14 protein-coding genes, 1 tRNA gene and 1 pseudogene are annotated in these 18,519 nt (G+C 43.5%); 4 read left to right on the plus strand and 12 right to left on the minus strand.

Going from position 1 to position 18,519, the window contains the following annotated elements; translation table 11 throughout:
• Positions 1 to 215 precede the first annotated feature (215 nt).
• From OGV77_RS24155 to OGV77_RS24180, 6 genes are all read right to left on the minus strand, one after another.
• Positions 216 to 1,166 (minus strand): PfkB family carbohydrate kinase, encoded by a 951-nt coding sequence (locus OGV77_RS24155; protein WP_043015308.1) that lies wholly within the window; start codon positions 1,164 to 1,166, stop codon positions 216 to 218.
• A 45-nt stretch (positions 1,167 to 1,211) separates the two neighbouring features.
• Entirely contained in the window at positions 1,212 to 2,225 is a 1,014-nt protein-coding gene (locus tag OGV77_RS24160) for an OmpG porin family protein (protein ID WP_075145101.1), read from the minus strand.
• A 12-nt stretch (positions 2,226 to 2,237) separates the two neighbouring features.
• Positions 2,238 to 3,731: a glycoside hydrolase family 32 protein gene (locus tag OGV77_RS24165; protein ID WP_080625672.1), complete on the minus strand. Its 1,494-nt coding sequence runs from the start codon at positions 3,729 to 3,731 to the stop codon at positions 2,238 to 2,240.
• A 14-nt stretch (positions 3,732 to 3,745) separates the two neighbouring features.
• The gene (locus tag OGV77_RS24170; RefSeq protein WP_414437097.1) at positions 3,746 to 4,978 is read right to left on the minus strand and encodes an OmpG porin family protein; all 1,233 of its coding nucleotides are present in this window, start codon (positions 4,976 to 4,978) and stop codon (positions 3,746 to 3,748) included.
• Positions 4,979 to 5,111: 133 nt separating this feature from the next.
• Positions 5,112 to 6,548: a glycoside hydrolase family 32 protein gene (locus tag OGV77_RS24175; protein WP_087051680.1), complete on the minus strand. Its 1,437-nt coding sequence runs from the start codon at positions 6,546 to 6,548 to the stop codon at positions 5,112 to 5,114.
• Between the two features lie 19 nt (positions 6,549 to 6,567).
• Complete coding sequence (locus OGV77_RS24180; RefSeq protein WP_043015303.1) at positions 6,568 to 7,806, minus strand: MFS transporter; 1,239 nt, start codon at positions 7,804 to 7,806, stop codon at positions 6,568 to 6,570.
• A gap of 264 nt (positions 7,807 to 8,070) precedes the next feature.
• On the opposite strand from OGV77_RS24180, the gene OGV77_RS24185 reads away from it, so the two are divergent.
• The 4 genes and pseudogenes from OGV77_RS24185 (at position 8,071) to OGV77_RS24200 (ending at position 13,437) form a co-directional block, all read left to right on the plus strand.
• Positions 8,071 to 9,066, plus strand: a complete 996-nt coding sequence (locus OGV77_RS24185; protein WP_043015302.1) for a LacI family DNA-binding transcriptional regulator — start codon at positions 8,071 to 8,073, stop codon at positions 9,064 to 9,066.
• 231 nt (positions 9,067 to 9,297) lie between these two features.
• Positions 9,298 to 9,565 (plus strand): annotated as a pseudogene (locus OGV77_RS24190) (VOC family protein); the annotation flags it as partial.
• 1,075 nt (positions 9,566 to 10,640) lie between these two features.
• Positions 10,641 to 12,020: a glycerol-3-phosphate transporter gene (gene glpT, locus OGV77_RS24195; RefSeq protein ID WP_087051681.1), complete on the plus strand. Its 1,380-nt coding sequence runs from the start codon at positions 10,641 to 10,643 to the stop codon at positions 12,018 to 12,020.
• A 22-nt stretch (positions 12,021 to 12,042) separates the two neighbouring features.
• Positions 12,043 to 13,437 (plus strand): glycerophosphodiester phosphodiesterase family protein, encoded by a 1,395-nt coding sequence (locus tag OGV77_RS24200; protein WP_087051682.1) that lies wholly within the window; start codon positions 12,043 to 12,045, stop codon positions 13,435 to 13,437.
• Between the two features lie 296 nt (positions 13,438 to 13,733).
• Here the strand turns inward: OGV77_RS24200 and OGV77_RS24205 are convergent, their stop codons facing one another.
• From OGV77_RS24205 to OGV77_RS24230, 6 genes are all read right to left on the minus strand, one after another.
• The gene (locus OGV77_RS24205; RefSeq protein WP_043015299.1) at positions 13,734 to 14,237 is read right to left on the minus strand and encodes an ATP-binding protein; all 504 of its coding nucleotides are present in this window, start codon (positions 14,235 to 14,237) and stop codon (positions 13,734 to 13,736) included.
• A 391-nt stretch (positions 14,238 to 14,628) separates the two neighbouring features.
• Positions 14,629 to 14,704: transfer RNA gene (locus OGV77_RS24210), tRNA-Thr, on the minus strand.
• Between the two features lie 165 nt (positions 14,705 to 14,869).
• Positions 14,870 to 15,334, minus strand: a complete 465-nt coding sequence (locus tag OGV77_RS24215) for a methyltransferase family protein (protein ID WP_087051683.1) — start codon at positions 15,332 to 15,334, stop codon at positions 14,870 to 14,872.
• A gap of 192 nt (positions 15,335 to 15,526) precedes the next feature.
• A complete protein-coding gene (locus OGV77_RS24220; protein ID WP_043015297.1) occupies positions 15,527 to 16,975 on the minus strand; it encodes an EAL domain-containing protein in 1,449 nt (482 codons plus the stop codon).
• Between the two features lie 341 nt (positions 16,976 to 17,316).
• A complete protein-coding gene (locus tag OGV77_RS24225; RefSeq protein WP_087051684.1) occupies positions 17,317 to 17,790 on the minus strand; it encodes a FidL-like protein in 474 nt (157 codons plus the stop codon).
• Positions 17,765 to 18,496, minus strand: coding sequence for a winged helix-turn-helix domain-containing protein (locus OGV77_RS24230; protein ID WP_043015295.1), 732 nt, complete (start codon positions 18,494 to 18,496; stop codon positions 17,765 to 17,767). Before OGV77_RS24230 ends, OGV77_RS24225 begins: the two co-directional genes overlap by 26 nt.
• Positions 18,497 to 18,519 lie beyond the last annotated feature (23 nt).

The raw sequence follows: 18,519 nt of genomic DNA on the forward strand, positions 1-18,519 counted from the left end.
GTAATACTCAGGACAAATATTAATTATTCAATACTAAAAAATAAAAGATTAGCCTCTGAGTAGATATACTCAGAGGATGTATCTATCAAGCATCAAAAAGGTAAAGAGCCGGTATGGCAAAAATAAAGTAAAAATCCCCGCCATCCGATGATGGATGCGGGGACATTCACAAAGATCATAGAGAGTTAAAATTATTAAACTCGCCGTTATTATGCTTAAACGTCTTTTATTTCGTAGTCCGGTAGATGACATTGCGTAATAAAAGCATTCAGCGCTTCGATATCCGGCAGTGCGGTCAGCGCCCCCTTGCGGGTTGTCGCGAGCGCACCGCAGCCACTGGCCCAGGCGATAGCCTGGTGGAGCTGCTCAACGGACTCTGGCATCCGGTTGTCTGCCAGCCAGGCCAGCAAACCGGCGACAAAAGCATCCCCTGCCCCAGTTGTATCAATGCTATCGACGGCATAGCCGTTGAAATGGATCACATTATCCTGCCAAAGCACCATTGCGCCTTGCGCTCCGTAGGTCACAACTTTCAATTGTGCAGGAAGCGCTTTAAGGCCGTCGAGCGCATGGGCAAAATCGTGTGTACCCGTCATCCAGTACCACTCTTCTTCTGAAAGCTTAAGAATGTCAGCCTGTGAAGAATACTGGCGCACCACCTTGAGCATTTCATATTTATCAGGCCACATTTGTTCGCGTAAATTCACATCGAAACTCAGTAATCCGCCGCATTTCTTAACCTGACAGATTGCGGTAGCCAATGTATCACGGCAAGTCTCGGCAACCAGAGCCAGGGAACAGAAGTGCAGAATATCTTCGCTGAAGTCTGGAAGCGCAGCGGGTGTTAAATATTGATCCGCGGAGGGATTAGTTAAAAATGTAAATCCGCGTTCTCCACCGTTACCCAGTGAGACCAGCACCGTACTGGTTTGGTGCTGATTATCCAACTGAAGGCTTGTGGTTGAGACGCCTGCATCGAACAATGTTTTTTTCAGAAAATGGCCAAAATCGTCATCACCAACCCGACCAATAAAACCACTTTGTCTGTCTAAACGCGCAGTACCAATTGCCACATTGAATGGCGCTCCTCCTGCACAAGCTTGATATTGCATGTCTGCAAGCGGTAAAAGATCCACCACCGCATCGCCAAGCGTCCAGATAATCATGGTATTTCCTCAACAATAATTAACGCATTTATTTAAACGTGACTGTTAAAAGTTATAATCCAGCATCAGCTTATAGTCGGTCATTATGGCATCACCATTAGTGACCCAACTGCCATTCTGGTTTATTAACGAACCGGTAATCTCCCCGGACACCGTAAACCGAGAGGTCAATGGATAATTTGCTGACAATTTCAGAAAACGGTTACGGGTATTCTGGAATACCTCTCCATCTTCATCCCGCGCATTATTTTTCTTATAATGCCCATATCCACCGCTAAATGTTGTGGATAATTTACCCCAGTTACGCCAGACGCCGACTGATGTTGTCCAACTTTTTTCATCAATATCCCCCCATTGCGCACGGTCTAAAATTGCAGAAGCGAATTGCTGGCGGAACCAAACTCCGGTGGTATTGTTAATAATGTATTGAACGCCAGGTTCAATCTGAAAAGAACGTATATCCCGATCATTTTGTGCCCCCCCATTACGACGATGGTCAATCTGCTGATACAGGTAATTAAAGAATGAGAAGTTGTCCGTAACACGCAGATCGGTAAAGAATTTGATACGTCCCTGCCACCGATCCTCGATGGAAGAACTTCCTCCCATGACGTCCCAGCCATAGCGTAGACGCTTGTAGAAATATTCATGGCCGATAATCAACTGAGTCCACTGATTTTGGCTGAGGTATGTTTGATCCTCCCATGTCCCGTTATAGTTGGTGGTTCTACCTTCAGAAAATGCTAAATACCAGCCGGGTAACGCATCATGGCGCATCACCCCTTGTACAAATGTCAGTGAATCATTTCCGCTGTGGAAATGGCTGTTACGCCAGTTATTGTCCTCAATGGCATATTTCATTTTCAGTTGACCATGAACACGACCACCGGCGGGGTTGGAGGAACGGGTTGAGGTCCACATCACGTCTTCATCCAGATAAGACCATGGATCCACAGCAATAACTTTTCCCGATGCATCCTTCATGATGCTCATGCTCGCATTCGCCAGCGACGGAAACAGAAGAACAAAAATAACAGACAGGGCATGATAGTTTTTCATAGTAATATCTCGTTATATTATTTCTTTTATTTTCAATGTGGCGTGAAAATTATCATTTTGCGGCAGGCTAATACTCCATGGTTTCTCCGGCATGGAATACATTCGGGTACTGAATGCGGCTTTGTTATTTATATAAAAAACAGCAACTGAGTCTTGAAGCAAAACACGTAACTCTATTTTCTCATCAAGAGGAACATTTACCCATGACTCCGCGTTCGCCTGATGAATAGAGGCAAGTGGTGCATTGAAAAAATAGACCTTGCCTTTGCTCTTATTGAACACAACGTTGAGCTTTGCGTCGCTCACCCTGTCGTCAATCAGACCAAAACTCATCACCATTCCGGCAGAGGGGATATCTATCGTTGCACTTAACTCACCTCGTTTGGGCAGCGGTGGGTATACCGCAGATTGTAATGGACCAAACTGTGTTGCTGTTTTTAGCATTTTACCGCTTTTTAAGGTGGTCACCGGACCGGGGTTGTCATTAATGACTGTCTGAAGTTCCTGCGAGAGGATGCTTTTGAGCTGCCCCTGCTCATCCGCGATGAGCTCATGAACAACCAAATTTCCAGCCCAATCAATGTTGCCACTGTCACTGCTTCCTGCCTTAGTTGGGATCCAACCAAAAACAAACAGACGATCGTTTTTAAGCGCCAGTTTTCCCGCGTAAAACCCCGAGCCATCGACCGCATAATTGTCCATCTTTCGCCACGGCCCATCAGGATTATCCGCAACCCGGTACTGGGTCAGGCGTAGCGGCCATTGGTCGCTAAAGCTGAGATACCAACGTCCGTTAAAGAAAACCAGTGTCGGACATTCGAGGTTAGAGTTACTGGTAATCGTGTCATTATCAAAAAATACACCACGGTCTTCCCAGTTATTCAAATCGGTTGAACTGTACCGGGCAATGACACCGCGCCCGTCGCGACGGGTAGTAATTAACATCCAGTACTCTTTCTTTTCTTCGACCCAAACAACATGAGGATCCCGGAAGTCATTCCCGCGATAATTATCGCCTGGCAGGATCGTATCTTGTGGATGTTTCACCCAGTGAAGACGGTCTTTACTGGTCGCGTGCATAATGGACTCAACCGGAAACACATTTTCATTGTGCGCGGTATACCAGGCATGCCAGGTATCGCCAACTTTCACAATCGAACCGGTTCCTAATAATAGTTCAGGGTCGTCAACGTCATTAACGTAAGGAATCACCTCGGAATGGTTCTGATAGTTATATAAATTGGTAGTCGATAGCAAATGAATAGCATGGACCCCCAAATCGCTACCACCACGCACATCATTAAGATAAAAAATATCAAATTCACCATCATTATAAACAGGCATTGGGTCACCAATAAAAGAACCTTCTACCCGCGGAAAAAAATCATTAACATAGCTAATACTTTTATTGTGTAATGTTTCTTTAGACGGCTGCGACCAGGCTGGCATATTGATAAGCGAAAGCGCCAACAGAGCGGCAGATACCACTAATATTATTTTTTTCATATCACACCTGAATATCAGAAGTTATAATTCACGCCAACCACGGTAAAGGGATTCCACGAATGGCCGGTAGAAGTCCAGAGCCCGGACTCTTTTGTGAATTGTGCTTTGAATTCACCATATAATCGAACTTCACCAAAGACTGGATAGCTGATGGTACCGCCAATGAATTTATAACGACCGTCATAAAAAATTTCTTTAGCATTGCTGGCGTTATCTATTTTGTCCTGACCGAAGCCTAAATACAGAGAGGTTAACAGAGGATACCAGTTTCGCCAGAGTCCAGCCGTAACCTTCCATTCTTCTTCTACAATATCGCCCCAGCTCTCGCGTTCCTGCCGGTTATAGTAATAATAGGGCCGCAAATACAGACCAAGATCGGGATTCACGCGATATTGAATAGCAGGCTCGATTTCAAAAATATATTGCTCAAGATCGCCATTCCCCGGCTCGTTGCCCTGCGGCTGGTATTCACCATAGGCGTAACCGGCCAGGCTCCATTTGTTGCTCAGTCGCAGGTCTTGCCAGATTTTATACCTGTTTTTCCAACGTTTAGTTGCCGTTTCTGAACCAACCATGACCTCCGTGCCGATATTACCGCGCCAGGTTTCAAAAATATGACCGACAAAAAACTCATTGATCGTATTTGTGCCCTTGTAATCCTGGTTACTAAATTGACCTTTATAGCTATCCTCGCGGGCGTTCCAGAAACCAAAGTACCAATTGGGTAGCTCGTCGTGCCTTAAAAAAGCCTGAATAGTGGCAAGTTTGAATTTGCCACTATTTTTCTTATTATCGCTCCAACGAACATCATCAATCTCTATCTGAGTTCCAATATTTCCGTGTAGACCACCAGCCTCCATATTGCGGCCAATACTGTTCCAGTGAACAGGAGGATCTTCCTGCCTTAAACGCAACAGACTGACATCTTCTGGGGAATCTCCTTTATTATTCGCATTCACCTCATAGGTTTTATTTTCAGTTGCTGCGGATAACGTTGCAGGCTTGGACGACGTCGTTGGCAGCGCCGTTTTATCTACAGCGTTACGTGACGTTTGCTCATTACCTTTAATTGTTGGCGATGTACTCGTTACGTTGGTTTCAGATTCATCCAGGAAATAGCTTTGATAGTTTCCTGTATAAGTAACTGGTTGTTCTGTATTATCCTCAGCGATAGCGGAAAACGCTGTGACAGACGTTATAACACAGGCTAGTATCTTCTGTTTTAAAATAAGCCTTTTGATATTCATCGCAGAAACGCGATAGTGAGGCATTAATATTTCATCCATTTCGTTATCTCATTATTTTAGGCAAAATATGCCAGCCAAAGACTGGCACAAATAAAAGCTCACAATGTAAGAGGTAAAGCGAATCGGGACTATATTATTTATCTAAAGACCAGTATCCGGCTTGCTGTAATGTGGCAACTCCATGATTCGCAAACAGTGAAAGATCGCGCTGGGCCGGGTGAGGATATATTCGGCTACTTAAGCACGCATCACCATCATTAACAAATACCTCTACTGATGAGCGGTCGATAAATATACGTAATGTCAGTAAACCGTCTGCTGGCAACGGAATACTGCGAGTTCCTACCAGCGAATATTCTGGATAGCGACGCTCCACTATCAGACGCTGGGCTTGATTATCGGCGTAAATTCTTAGTCCATCCCCTAATGCCATACCAAACTGTTCAGCCGTAGAGGCGTTCAGATCCCATACCAGTTGTACCTCGACCGCTTCGGCATCAGCCGTAATAAGGACTTTCTGATTACGCAGGCAACACGCGGGTGTTGGATAATAGCTGCCACGCAGCGCGGTGACTTCGTCAGCGGGTTTCATCCTCACCCGATAGTCATCACCAAGGCTCAGTTCACGCGGTAGAGACAACATTCCGGCCCAGCCGTCCTGCTGCTCAGGCATCGGCGATTCCCACATATCCAACCAACCGATAACAATGCGACGATTATCCGGAGTCAGAAAGCTTTGCGGAGCATAAAAGTCATGACCGTGGTCCAGCTCAATAAATTGTCCATCATGGGTGAATGGTTGACCTTGCTGCCATTCACCAAGTAAATAACCGCTCTGAAAAAGGTTGCGATTGCGATAACCTTCCGCCGCGATCCCCTGCGGAGAAAACATCAGCACCCGCTTCCCTTCCAGAGTAAAGAAATCAGGGCATTCCCACATATATCCCATTCCTTCATCAGCCTCGGCAAATATCCCTTCGTCTTGCCATTTACGGAGATCGGATGAACTATACAGACGAACCTGCCCCGTATTCTCCACACGGGAACCGACCACCATGTACCAGCGCTCACCTTCGCGCCATACCTTCGGATCGCGAAAATGATGCAGCCCTGACGGTGTATCAATGACCATACCATGTCGCTCAAAATGGATACCGTCACGACTGGTTGCCAGGCACTGCACCTGGTAGAGATTGTCGTCTGTGTCTGGCGAACCGTGAAATTTATGTCCGGTATAAATCAGCGCCAGCGTATCGCCATCCACCACGGCGGAGCCGGAGAAACAGCCGTCCACATCTGCTGGACCTTCCGGCGCCAGCGCGACTGGCATATGTTCCCAGTGCACCAAATCTTTGCTGCGAGCATGCCCCCAGTGCATTGGTCCCCATTCAGGAGAATAAGGGTGATGTTGATAAAACGCATGATACCACCCATCAAACCATACCAGGCCGTTAGGATCGTTCATCCAGCCTGCGCGAGCAGCGAGGTGATACCGCGGATACCAACGCGGATTAATATCGGCTTGTGCTTTTTCAAGCGTCTGTTCGGTCTGTTTTAACAAGGATGTCATCGTCTTTACTCTCAGTACATTACGCAACGTTTTGCTGCAAAAAGGATGGCTCAGATGAGGACTTATTTGAGCGCAAAAGGAAAATGGAAATAAACGTGGTGCAAAACACCATAATTCCCATGATTAGATAGGATTGGGCGAAGCCAAATTTTTCATAGCTAAAGCCTGCCAGTGGGGACAGTACGGTGCCAATAATTGAACTGGTGCAGGCGAATCCAACCAGATAAATCGTGGAGGACAGACGCTTGTCAAAATTCAGACTGTTGTATTTAAAAATGGCGACTAACAATATCGGCAGTTCGACAGCGTGAAGTAATTTTGTAATGGAAATAAGCAGTGGCCCTTCCACCAGCCCGGAAGCGATCATACGCATCGCCATCACCATTCCTGCGAATATCAAGCCATTTTTAGCGCCAATACGGTTCACCAACCAGGGGGCGCAAAACATGCCAGCGGCCTCCAGAAAAACCTGGAAAGAGTTTAAATAGCCAAACATTTCATTCCCTTCTCTTAATGACGGGAACTGTGAAGAGAAATAGACAGGGAATTGCTGATCGTATACGCCGTAAATGCAGGTGCCGACCACGAAGAATATCAACGCCCAGAAACGTGGAAGAGTAAGGAGATTTAGAGCATCTTCCAGAGAGACTTTTTTAGCACCGATTTCGAGTTTTTCCATGCTTGCCGGAGCCGCGACTTTTAAGCGGGCCAGCAGACAGAAGAAAATTATCCCAGAGCAAGAAGCCACCAGGAAGTTAAGGTCAGGGTTAATGTTAAACAGTAGCCCGGCAAAAAACGTAGCCACAGCCCAGCCCAGAGACCCCCACATGCGTGCCCGACCAAACTCAAAGGTACTCTGACGCGCAACACGTTCGGTGTAGGACTCCAGAACGCCAATACCGCCGTTAAATGTCAGCCCGATAAACAAACCGCCGAATACGCTCCCAAGCAAAATGTTGATACTCAGTAAATAGCTAAACAGCAAATAAGCGGGACCGGAGAGAATGAGTAATGTGGTGATGCACCATAACAGATGTTTGCGTAAGCCTAGTCGGTCCTGAATAAAGCCATAACAAACCTGAGCAAACAGGGCGGAGACGGATAGCACGGAAAAGATAATTCCGGTTTCCGACGCCTTTAGTCCCACTTCCTGATGCAGCCAAATAGAGAGGAGTGAACTTGATGAGGACCAGGTCACAAAGAAAAAGAACAACAGCGCGCTGAGCAGCAGATAGCTGCGAGAAGGTCTTTTTTTCATTTACGTAATCTCAGGGAAATGACATGTCAGGATGGTAACGTTAACATTTTGCAGGTACACTTGATTTTGGCGCGATAATCGATGTTAATCACAAAAGTTAACGTTAACATTATTATGTTAGGATCAAGCTCACATTTTTTATCGTCGCTTGCAATTCTTCATGGTTCGATGCCTAGAATAGGTATTTGTCTTTGTTCACAACCCGTTAATAGATGGATTGGGTACAAAATCTGGATTGGGTAGTTAGTATTTTTACGGAAGACTATGGCATCTCTAAAAGATGTGGCCAGACTGGCCAATGTATCGCTAATGACCGTATCTCGGGTGCTGAACGATCCGAAACGTGTGAAGCCAGAAACCCTGTCCAGGGTACAGGAGGCTATATTACAGCTCAATTATGTACCGGACCTCTCTGCCCGCCAGGTTCGTCGTGTCGGTTCCAGGAATAAAACGATTGGCGTGCTCGCGTTGGATACTGTCACAACCCCTTTTTCAGTGGACATTACGTTGTCTATCGAGGAAACCGCACGCGCGTACGGCTGGAATAGCTTCGTGGTTAACATGTTTGCTGATGACAATCCTGACGATATTGTTGATCTACTACTCGCACACCGACCCGGAGGGATCATTTTCACCACGATGGGATTGCGTGAGGTGAACGTTCCTTCCAGGCTGCTGAAGCATCCTTGCGTACTGGCCAACTGTGAGAATAAAGGAGAACCAGTTGCCAGCTATATTCCCAATGATGAACAAGGGCAGTATACGGCAGTAAAGGCGCTATTATCAGCGGGGTACTGTCGCCCTCTTTGCTTGCATTTACCGGTCAACCATTTAGCAACACGACGCCGCCGTCGGGGGCTTGATCGTGCCTGCCGTGAAGCCAATATTAATCCTGACACGCTCAATCACTGCTATATGCAATATGGAGATGAACACTATCGTGATATTCCGGACATTTTGCTGAGATATATAGTTCAGGGCATACCACAATTTGATTCGGTAATTTGTGGTAATGACCGTATCGCATTTATGGTATATCAGACCCTGTTAACACAGGGGATCCGCATCCCACAGGACATTGCCGTTCTGGGATACGATAACCTCGTCGGGATTGGAAATTTATTCTTACCGCCGCTATCCACAGTCCAGTTACCACATTATGAGATTGGTCGGTTAAGTACGTTGCACATTATCAATGGCGACAGCCACCGGGAGAAAATTCTGGTCGACAGCCCCTGGCTACAACGAGAATCATTTTGAACATGCCGACAGGTTCCCCCATTTACGTCATTATGACGGGATAACCATCAGGTACTGCTGGCGCAGGCTATGATTATGACCTGAAACTCATCTTTATATTCCTCTTTCCTGATATCGGGCCGTTGCCATAGCGATTGAGTTGAATTCGAGTCTTGATTTCACCAGTGCTCAAAAATCGTTCCCCCCTAAGTTCTCTCGCCATCAATTGTATGTTTATTAATCAGAATAAAACTACTTGGGCAACCGCAGGCCAGGCGTAATGAAGAAGGTGTGCCGTGAGGAACGTTCAACGGCAAACACTCCGTTGGCCTGTGCATCGGCTGCCCCTTTGATTGACAACCTGCCAGAGCTGGTAACGGCACGTTGGTGGCGCTGAAAGCGCATTCCGTCTAGCATACTAAGCAGTTGTACCTACTCGCACTAAGCCTGGGCAACAAAGATGAAGGCGCGCCGGGGCATGGGCCCGCAGTATGGTCAGGGCTACTACAGTAGTACCTAAGTATGTGATCCGGATGGCAATAAGCTCGCGTCTATCTATTATGCGGCAGTACCCGGACGGATGCATTACTCAGCAGTTCTGTCTACGGGGATACTTAACGAGATCACTATTTCAGCCCAGGTGATCCCTTATAAAAAGTTGCTGCTCTACGACTGCACGCAAGACATGTTCAAAAAACTTAGAACCAAACAGCGGATTAAATCCTTCCCCTAAGATGAAAAGACATGAATACGACACGAGGGGTGAAACGTGGTAATCGTTACATGACAAAGGTAACGATACTCACAGTTGTAAGATGAACGTTGTCGGTCAAAAGACGAGTAAGTTATGTGAATTGCATAGAACTGAGATGCCTGCGGGCTCTATTTTCAGAAGGCAGTTTACCTTTATTAGGGTAATCCCATATATGGCAAAGAGCAGGCGTTTCACTAATAATCTGGTACTGCGCAATCGTTGTCATTGAACAGCCCAGAGCCGACAACATTACACAACAAATTCTGTCTGTGGCGGATCTCAAGGGCCACAACCTGCACAGGGAAAAGTTCAACGTTAATGATCTCCCCATCCTAAATCAAGCAGCTCCAATGAACACAGATATAGGTACTTACACAACTTACAGTCGAAATAAATCATTTCACTTTTGATATTACATTTTGTATCACGGTGAAAATTGTACATACATTTAAATATTAAAATTCCGAATTAGAGTGTTGACATCAAGTTATGATTTAATTGATTGATTTAACTGATTAAATTCACACCAGGACTTAATTTATTTTTGTAGTTAATTTCGAAATTAATAATGTAATGTGAATGTGGTCACAACATAGCACATATTGCATGCTATAAGGTCTACCTGCAGTATTAAGTCTCGACTTCTAATCTATGGCAGGGGAATATTTCTTACCCAGGAACTTTATGTTTCTGGATATGAATGAATTGCTTTTCCTGTCATGCATTCTATCGTCTTGAGACAAGGCAAATCATTTTTCTGAGCATTACGCATTATTACAAGACTATGGTGTCAATTGGGAGTCGTTAGAGAAATCAGTGATTTTTTGATGGAGCATCAATTATGTGGAAATTATTTGAACCACCTAAGCACAAAGAAAAAATCCCCGATAAGAAAATTGATGGCGAATATAAACAAATGCGCTTTCAACTGTTTATTGGTATCTTTCTTGGTTATGCTGGTTATTACTTCGTACGGAATAATTTTGCATTGGCTGAGCCACATCTTATTCAGCAGGGATTTTCGCATGCCGATGTGGGAATTGCGCTATCTGCGGTAGGGATAGCATACGGACTGTCGAAATTTTTTATGGGCAACATTTCTGACCGAGCCAATGCCAGAATATTCCTTCCTTTCGGGTTGCTGTTGTCCGGGCTTGTCATGTTATTTATGGGATTTTTCCCTTGGGCCATGTCAAGCGTGACAGTTATGTTTATTTTACTGTTTATTAATGGCTGGCTGCAGGGAATGGGATGGCCGCCCTGTGGGCGAGTTATGGTTCACTGGTGGACGAAGAAGGAGCGAGGACGAATTGTCGCAGTGTGGAACTGTGCACATAATGTTGGTGGTGCCGTACCTTCTCTGCTATTTATTTTAGGTATGTGGTGGTTAAAAGATTGGCGATCTGCTATTTACCTTCCCGCATTTGCGGCCATTGTATTGTCAATTATTGCTTTCATACTGGTACGTGATACCCCGCAGTCCTGTGGATTGCCTTCGGTAGAGGAATGGAAAAACGAATACCCTGAAGATTACGATGCTAAAAGAGATGAGGAAGAGTTCAGTGCCAGGGAGATTTTCGTCACTTATGTTCTGAAAAATAAAGCATTATGGTTGATTGCACTGGCAAATATTTTCGTTTATCTGATGCGGTATGGAATACTAAACTGGTCACCCGCCTACTTACAGGAAGTTAAACATTTTACGGTAACGCAATCATCTCTGGCCTATGCATACTTTGAATATGCAGGCATCCCGGGCACTATAATTTGTGGTTGGGTATCAGATAAAATCTTTAAAACAAATAGGGGAGCTGCTGGAGTAGTATTTATGATTTTAGTACTTATCTGTACTATTATTTACTGGCTTAATCCTCCAGGCCATTATGGTATAGATGTTGCGTGTATTACAGCAGAAGGTTTTTTAATTTATGGGCCTGTAATGTTGATTGGTTTACATGCGTTAGAACTTGTTCCTAAGAAAGCTGCAGGTACCGCGGCAGGGTTTACAGGCCTGTTCGGTTATTTAGGGGGTTCTACTGCTGCAAACGCTATAGTTGGTATAATGGTTGACCATTTTGGTTGGAATGGCGGTTTTTTAACAATGATAATAGGTTGTATCATTGCAATCATTTTACTTGCGTGGACCATGCTGATTGAGAAAAGGCATCATTTAGAAATTCAAAAAAAAGAAGCCGAATTATTGGCACCAAAAGGCATTTAACAATATATAAGGCATAATATTTATGAAAAAGGAAATTTTAAGCATTTTAATGATAGCATTGTTACCTAAAATGCTATTGGCACAAGAGGTTACTACTAAAGATGATATCGCATTTAATAAGACAAAAATCGGTCATAATATTTTAGTTATAGGACATCGTGGTTATCCTGGTATAATGCCAGAAGAGACACGACCTTCTTATGAGTCAGCAGCAACAAACGGTGCTGATTACCTTGAACTTGATTTGCACATGACAAAGGATTGTCAATTAATTGCACGTCATAATCCCTGGATGAAGGATAATACAAATATTGAGGAAGTTGCTAAAACTAATCCAGAGGTTGCTAAAAGGAAAAGAACCACTCCAGGACGTTATGTAGACATAAAATGGCAGCGTGAAGTTAAAGATCATGGTCCGGATAAATACTTGACTGATTTAGTTGATCCTAACGATTATAAATCACGCTTAAAAGCGTTAATTGTAGACGGTGAAGATCATACTAATGATTGGGCTGTTAGTGACTTTACGCTTAAAGAATTAAAAGATTGGATAGGTGGTACATCATTTGATGCTGCTACTGATAGACCATCTTCTTTAAATGGTAAATTCCCAATTTTAACTTTCCAGGAAGTTATTGATATAGCCAAGGAAGAAACAAAGCGTACAGGACGTACAATTGGTATTTACCCTGAATCAAAAAACCCGATCTGGAATAATGGTCAGGCTATCGCAAATGGATGTGGGACATTAGGTTCACATCCATTCGAAGATTCTATCTTGAAAGTCATTGAAAAAAACAACTTAAACTCAAAAGAATCTCCAATTATAGTACAAAGTTTTGATCCACAAAGCCTAAAATATTTAAGGTCTAAAGGGCTAAAGACCAGGGTTATTCAGTTAATGGATGGAAATAATGTAGATTATTACACAGGGAAAGTTATTTATAATACAAATAACTATCTTACGTTTGTCTCTGGTCGTCCATACAGCTGGACTATTGAAGGAAACCCTGATTATTTTGGAAGTATGTTTACACCCGCAGGATTAAAAGAAATTGCTACATACGCTGATATTATTGGGCCATGGAAAATGGAAGTCATGACATTTCTCAACACAAAAAAAACAGGTAATCGCAATGATATAAAGTTAGTGAATTCAGTTAAGCCTAATGAAGTAATTGCTAATGCACATAGATTAGGATTATTAGTACATTCATTTACTTTCAGGAATGAAAAACAGTATTTGGCAGGTATTTACCATAACCAACCAATTAATGAACTTCTTGACTTTTATGAGGCTGGTATTGATGGGGTGTTTACTGATTATACTGGGACAGCTATAGATGCGCGTGGTATATTTGAGGGAGCGATAAAACCCTTGTCCTCAACGGAGGATTCAAACTTAACTAAATTATGATAATTGATAATTAAATTTGGTAACCCCCGGCTTTGTCGGGGGAATCCTGGAAATTAAACTCATTGAGAAATGGGACTGGCAGGCTGACTAAACACCAATGAACGTGAGCACTCGAAAGATGCCAGAGCGGGAAAAAACTTCGAGCTGCGCAGCAGTATCAATATTCTGCGTCTGGCTTGCGCGTATTTTGAGAAGGTGGCGTTGGGTCGTCTGTGTAACATCATGAAAATTTAGAGCAATTGCCTACAGCGATGACATGTTCTCAACGTTATTTTCAACAATTCGGTCCTGTCATATTATTTCATAATCATTTTTTTGAGTGAAGCGGCTACCTGTTCTGCAGTTTGGCCCTCGACATCAACTTTCTGCGTTTCCAATAAGTTACACGACTTTAGCCGAGAAAGTGCTCGCGGTATAATATCGATTTTACGAACACCACAAGATATATCTTTATTTAATCGCTTCAGCAGCTCCGTTTCAGAACAAGTAAGAGTATAAATATGTATATTGCATGATTCTTTATCTATCTTGCTACAAATATCATTTAACAGTAGCTTGTCGTGCAGTACCCAACAAAAAACGACGAACTGATAGGCGGAACAACCAATAAAATTATTAAGTAATGTTGTTATGTTTTTTTTAACCAACTCAATCGTTTCATCATTGACTATAAAGGGATGGCTATCCCAACACCAGTCACCATCTAAAAAAACATTAGAGGGTAAGATTTCACATAAAGCTCTTGAAACTGTCGTCTTACCAACCCCCATCGCACCATTGATAATAATAACCTTTTTCATTTTCTACTCTTTTATAATTGGTTATTAAGTATAATTATTCACAATCGAAATTTCCTCCGATTTGCACTCAAAGTCAATTTTAGCGCTCATTAACTATTACCATAACCTAAACCAGTGCACTTATCGAGAATAGAAAGAACGACCTCCAAATACAAACCAGCATTATCTGCGAGCTTATAGGCCTATCTCAGGGTTTAACAACGTCTACCTGTCACGCATTAACCTTCATTGGGGGTATCTCCCTAAACCGAACACAGAATGCCCCCACTTATGCCCCCAACGGTGACTTGATTCCGGTGAGTCCAGTTGATAACAGGAGATAAGACACGGGCCAGAAACCGCAGTATACGGACTTTACGTTGATTTCGGTAAACCAGGGAGAAATGTGAAATGGTGCCGATAATAGGAGTCGAACCTACGACCTTCGCATTACGAATGCGCTGCTCTACCAACTGAGCTATATCGGCCCTGAAAAGGACATGTCCACGAATGTGAGTACGGGGTAGAAGGTTAAAACTAACCGGGCGATGCGTCAATGGCCTTGTGAATCAAACGCCTAATTTTGCATCATCCGGTTTCAATAACGCACGAATCGTGTCGTGACAGGAATGCTTGTACCCGGTCGGGTAAGACTATAGCCAGCGGCGAACCTGCCGCTCATAGCGCTCCCATTCCAGCACGAAATGTTTTCGCAATTGTTCCTCTTCAAAATCAATATGCAATCTGGCAACCGCCAGCATAAACAGCGGTACTGCCACTACGCCAGCCGGGCTGCCGACGAACAGTGCAAAGGCAAGCTGGAGCCCGCTCATACCAAGGTAGATCGGGTTGCGACTCCAGGCGTAACATCCGCCGGTAACAAGCGTGGTCGATTTATTTGCATGAAGCGGGTTCAGGGTCGTACGTTTCATCCGCATCTGCCATGCGGTATGCAGTATCATCCACAAACTGACGCTGGCCAGTAATGCGCTTATCACGATATTTACCGCGCCAAATGTGAAACGTGGGCTCGCCGTCAACGCATCGGCAACGAGGAAAAGTACTAAGATGAATGGCGGCGGAAACCAGACTCTTAATTTTTGCAGGAAATGACGCATGGCTATGGACTAACCTCGGAAGCGGTTTGATTAACGCTGATACCGCTATAAATACCCTGTAAAAGACACATAAACAAACGATGCTTCATTCACAACAGGCTTTCGCCTTCACCAGACAGGCAGGATCTGTAGCACTAACCTCTGCAAAAATACCGGCATCAGAGGCATCCGCCCCTGATGTTCCCGACAGGTTTACGCTGAAAAAGTTGAATCCGACGCTGATTCAAACAGCCCTACAGACTGCTTGTAAAAACGCATAAAATCATCAAACATCACTGGCGGTAAAAATTGATAGCCTTGCAGGTAATCCACATTATTTTTCCCCAACCATTGCTGCTGATAGCCGTATTCAACGCCTTCCGCCACCATGCGTAATCCCAGGAGCCCGGAAAGATGAATGATTGACTCGAGCATAGGGATATGTTGCTCAGCTTCTTTAATAGCCTTGATGAACGTTTTATCAATTTTGATAACATCCAGGTCTAACTCATTGAGATAGCAGAGGTTAGCGTATCCCGTCCCAAAATCATCTAAAGCAAACAGAACCCCTCGGTTTCGCAACGATCGTATCAGCTCTTTGATGGCTGGAGTGATAGTGAGAGTCTGATTTTCGGTTATTTCAATCATTAATTTTATCGGTAGCCTTTGCGTTATCTCCATAAAATTAAGGCATTCCCAATAAAAAACGGGATTACTTAAACCTGATGGACTGACATTAAAGGAGACGAATAGCGTTTTATTTATACCCTCGCTTCCGTCGACCAGATTACGCGCAACGGTGGTCATTAAATAGCTCGTTAACTCATTCATTAAGCCACTTTTTTCAGCCAGAGGTATAAACTCACGCTGAGAAATCGCATAATTATGGCCCTGTGGCCACCGAGCTAAAACCTCAACACCACAGACATCCCCACTGATATTTACGATGGGCTGAAAATAAGGAATGATTTCTTCATTCCTTATTGCCATACTCAGTCGGCCAGAATCTGAGACATCATATGCATCGCCGTAAATTACATTCTCACCAGAATGATTGTTTGTCGGGTAACCTTCATGCAATAAATTATTCCTGGTTAAAAAAATGATGGTTTCATTAAAATGAGAAAATCCCAGTCGAGCGGTTATCCTTTCCCGATATCGATACACTGACTTAGTTGTTAGTGAGTTAGCAATACAAAAATCGTGCAATTTTTCTTTTGTGAATGATGCATACAACATTTCCTCTTCAAATTCAGTCAAATGAAAAGTAAACATCGTCGAACCTTTAGTGACCTCCACAACCTCATTGGGTGCCATTAAATTGGCTCTGAGCTGAGAAATCAATTGATCAGATAATTCTCTTCCATTAATGAATGCATACTCCTCATATCCTCGATTAACAGAACGAGTTTCATTCATCCGAAGAACAATACAGTTTATGTTGATAAACTGCGTGCTATTTCTCTGAAACCATTTTCTGACCAGTAGCAATGGTAACCGGTTATCGATCACCAGCAAACAGGACGGGTATCGTGGAATAACTGACTGGGTACCAGAAATAAATGATCGCGCATCAACCAGTACCAAATTAGGCAGCCACGCTTTTATTCCCGAGAAAAGAAAAATATCATAACTGAGCAGAAAAACCTTTTTCGTATTCATAGTTACCACCAACTTAAATTTATGGCATAGCAGGTCCCTCGTTATATACACGAGAGAATATACAACACCTTCAGCCTCCAGCAATTATAAGGCGGTTCGTGAATTAACTTTATCCATAAGTCATATCACGTAGTTTCAGAGTTTATAATCACAATTATCCATATGCGTATTCCCATTAAATGGTAAATCCATTTTAAATATCGAAAAAGGAAAATTCCTAATTTTCACCAGTACAAATCCTTTTACTCATTTTCACCACAAGACAAAACAAAAGACCACAAATACTATTAACAGCAAAACATACAACCACCAAAATCAAAATACTAACATATTACCTCTATTCATGCTGCCCGACAAACCATGAGCGTACGTCGCAGATCTCTTATCGCATAGACATTCCCGGCGATACGGATGACCTTATAATAGAAAATATCCTGTTGAGACATAAGCAGTTCGGTAATTTCATCGGGAACATTATCATTTTTATTTTTGACAATAGCCAGGCGACGAGTCTGCAGATATCCGTCGCGGTCTTTGCCAATAAAATTCAGGACAACATTACGATCTACGGCATAGTGCTTACCCTGGATATTAAGGCTCCCTACCTGGGATACCCGCCCTTCGGTAGCAGATGAAATACGAAAAACCAACAGAACTTCACCTTCAATTTTTACACCCTGAGTTTGCGCCTGCAGATGAAGGTAACTCTTGGCAGAGCAGGTCAGCGTCTCAGGTTCTTGATGGCGATAAAAAAAGTATGCTGTTATCACAGCAAGAAAGATCGCCCCGCTAATAAATATAATTTTCGCATTCACGGGCAGCCCCTCCTTTATCAAGCGTACAGATCCCCAAAAAATTCTCTTTAAGATCATTACCTGCCGATAAATTATTGTCATCATAAAAAACTATTGTTTTCTTGCCATCATGACAGGTCGCATTTACTTTTCGCCACATATCAGAAGATAAAAACGCTTTCGTTTTATCAGCATTATTGTCATCGGCTGTATAAAGTTCACAATCACCTATTGCCCTGATATAGATAAAATTCGTGGTACCTGAGTTAAGAGTTGGCAATATCAAAACCGCGCTCCCAAGAAAGGCAAACAATAAAATGAACAGAAGAATGTTTTTGCGTTTCGGTGTTGCGGGTGAGTTCACCGTTTCTGTTACCGAACGAACAGGTACATCTCCACTGAAAGATGACTGTTCATCATTGACCGAAGCATGGAACAAAAATCCCTGCCGGGGCAACGTTTCAATGGGATTTTCGGCCCCCAACTCACTAAATGCTTTTCGCAATATACTGATACTTTTATTAAGGCTATGACCCGATGGGGCCATACCATGCTTTTTCCATACTTCTTCAATGATAAACTCACGGTGGAGTTGTTGATTTTTATGGGCAATGAATAGCTCAAGTAATCTCGCTGTAGATGCCGAAAGGATTATTGTAGTATCGCGATGTTTCAGGCTTTTTCTGGTGGAATCGTACTCAACCTGATCATTAATTATACTTTTCATACTACCTGACTCTTAAATACCGT

This window comes from Citrobacter sp. Ce129 (assembly GCF_030334545.1).
Taxonomy (GTDB): Bacteria; Pseudomonadota; Gammaproteobacteria; order Enterobacterales; family Enterobacteriaceae; genus Citrobacter; species Citrobacter europaeus.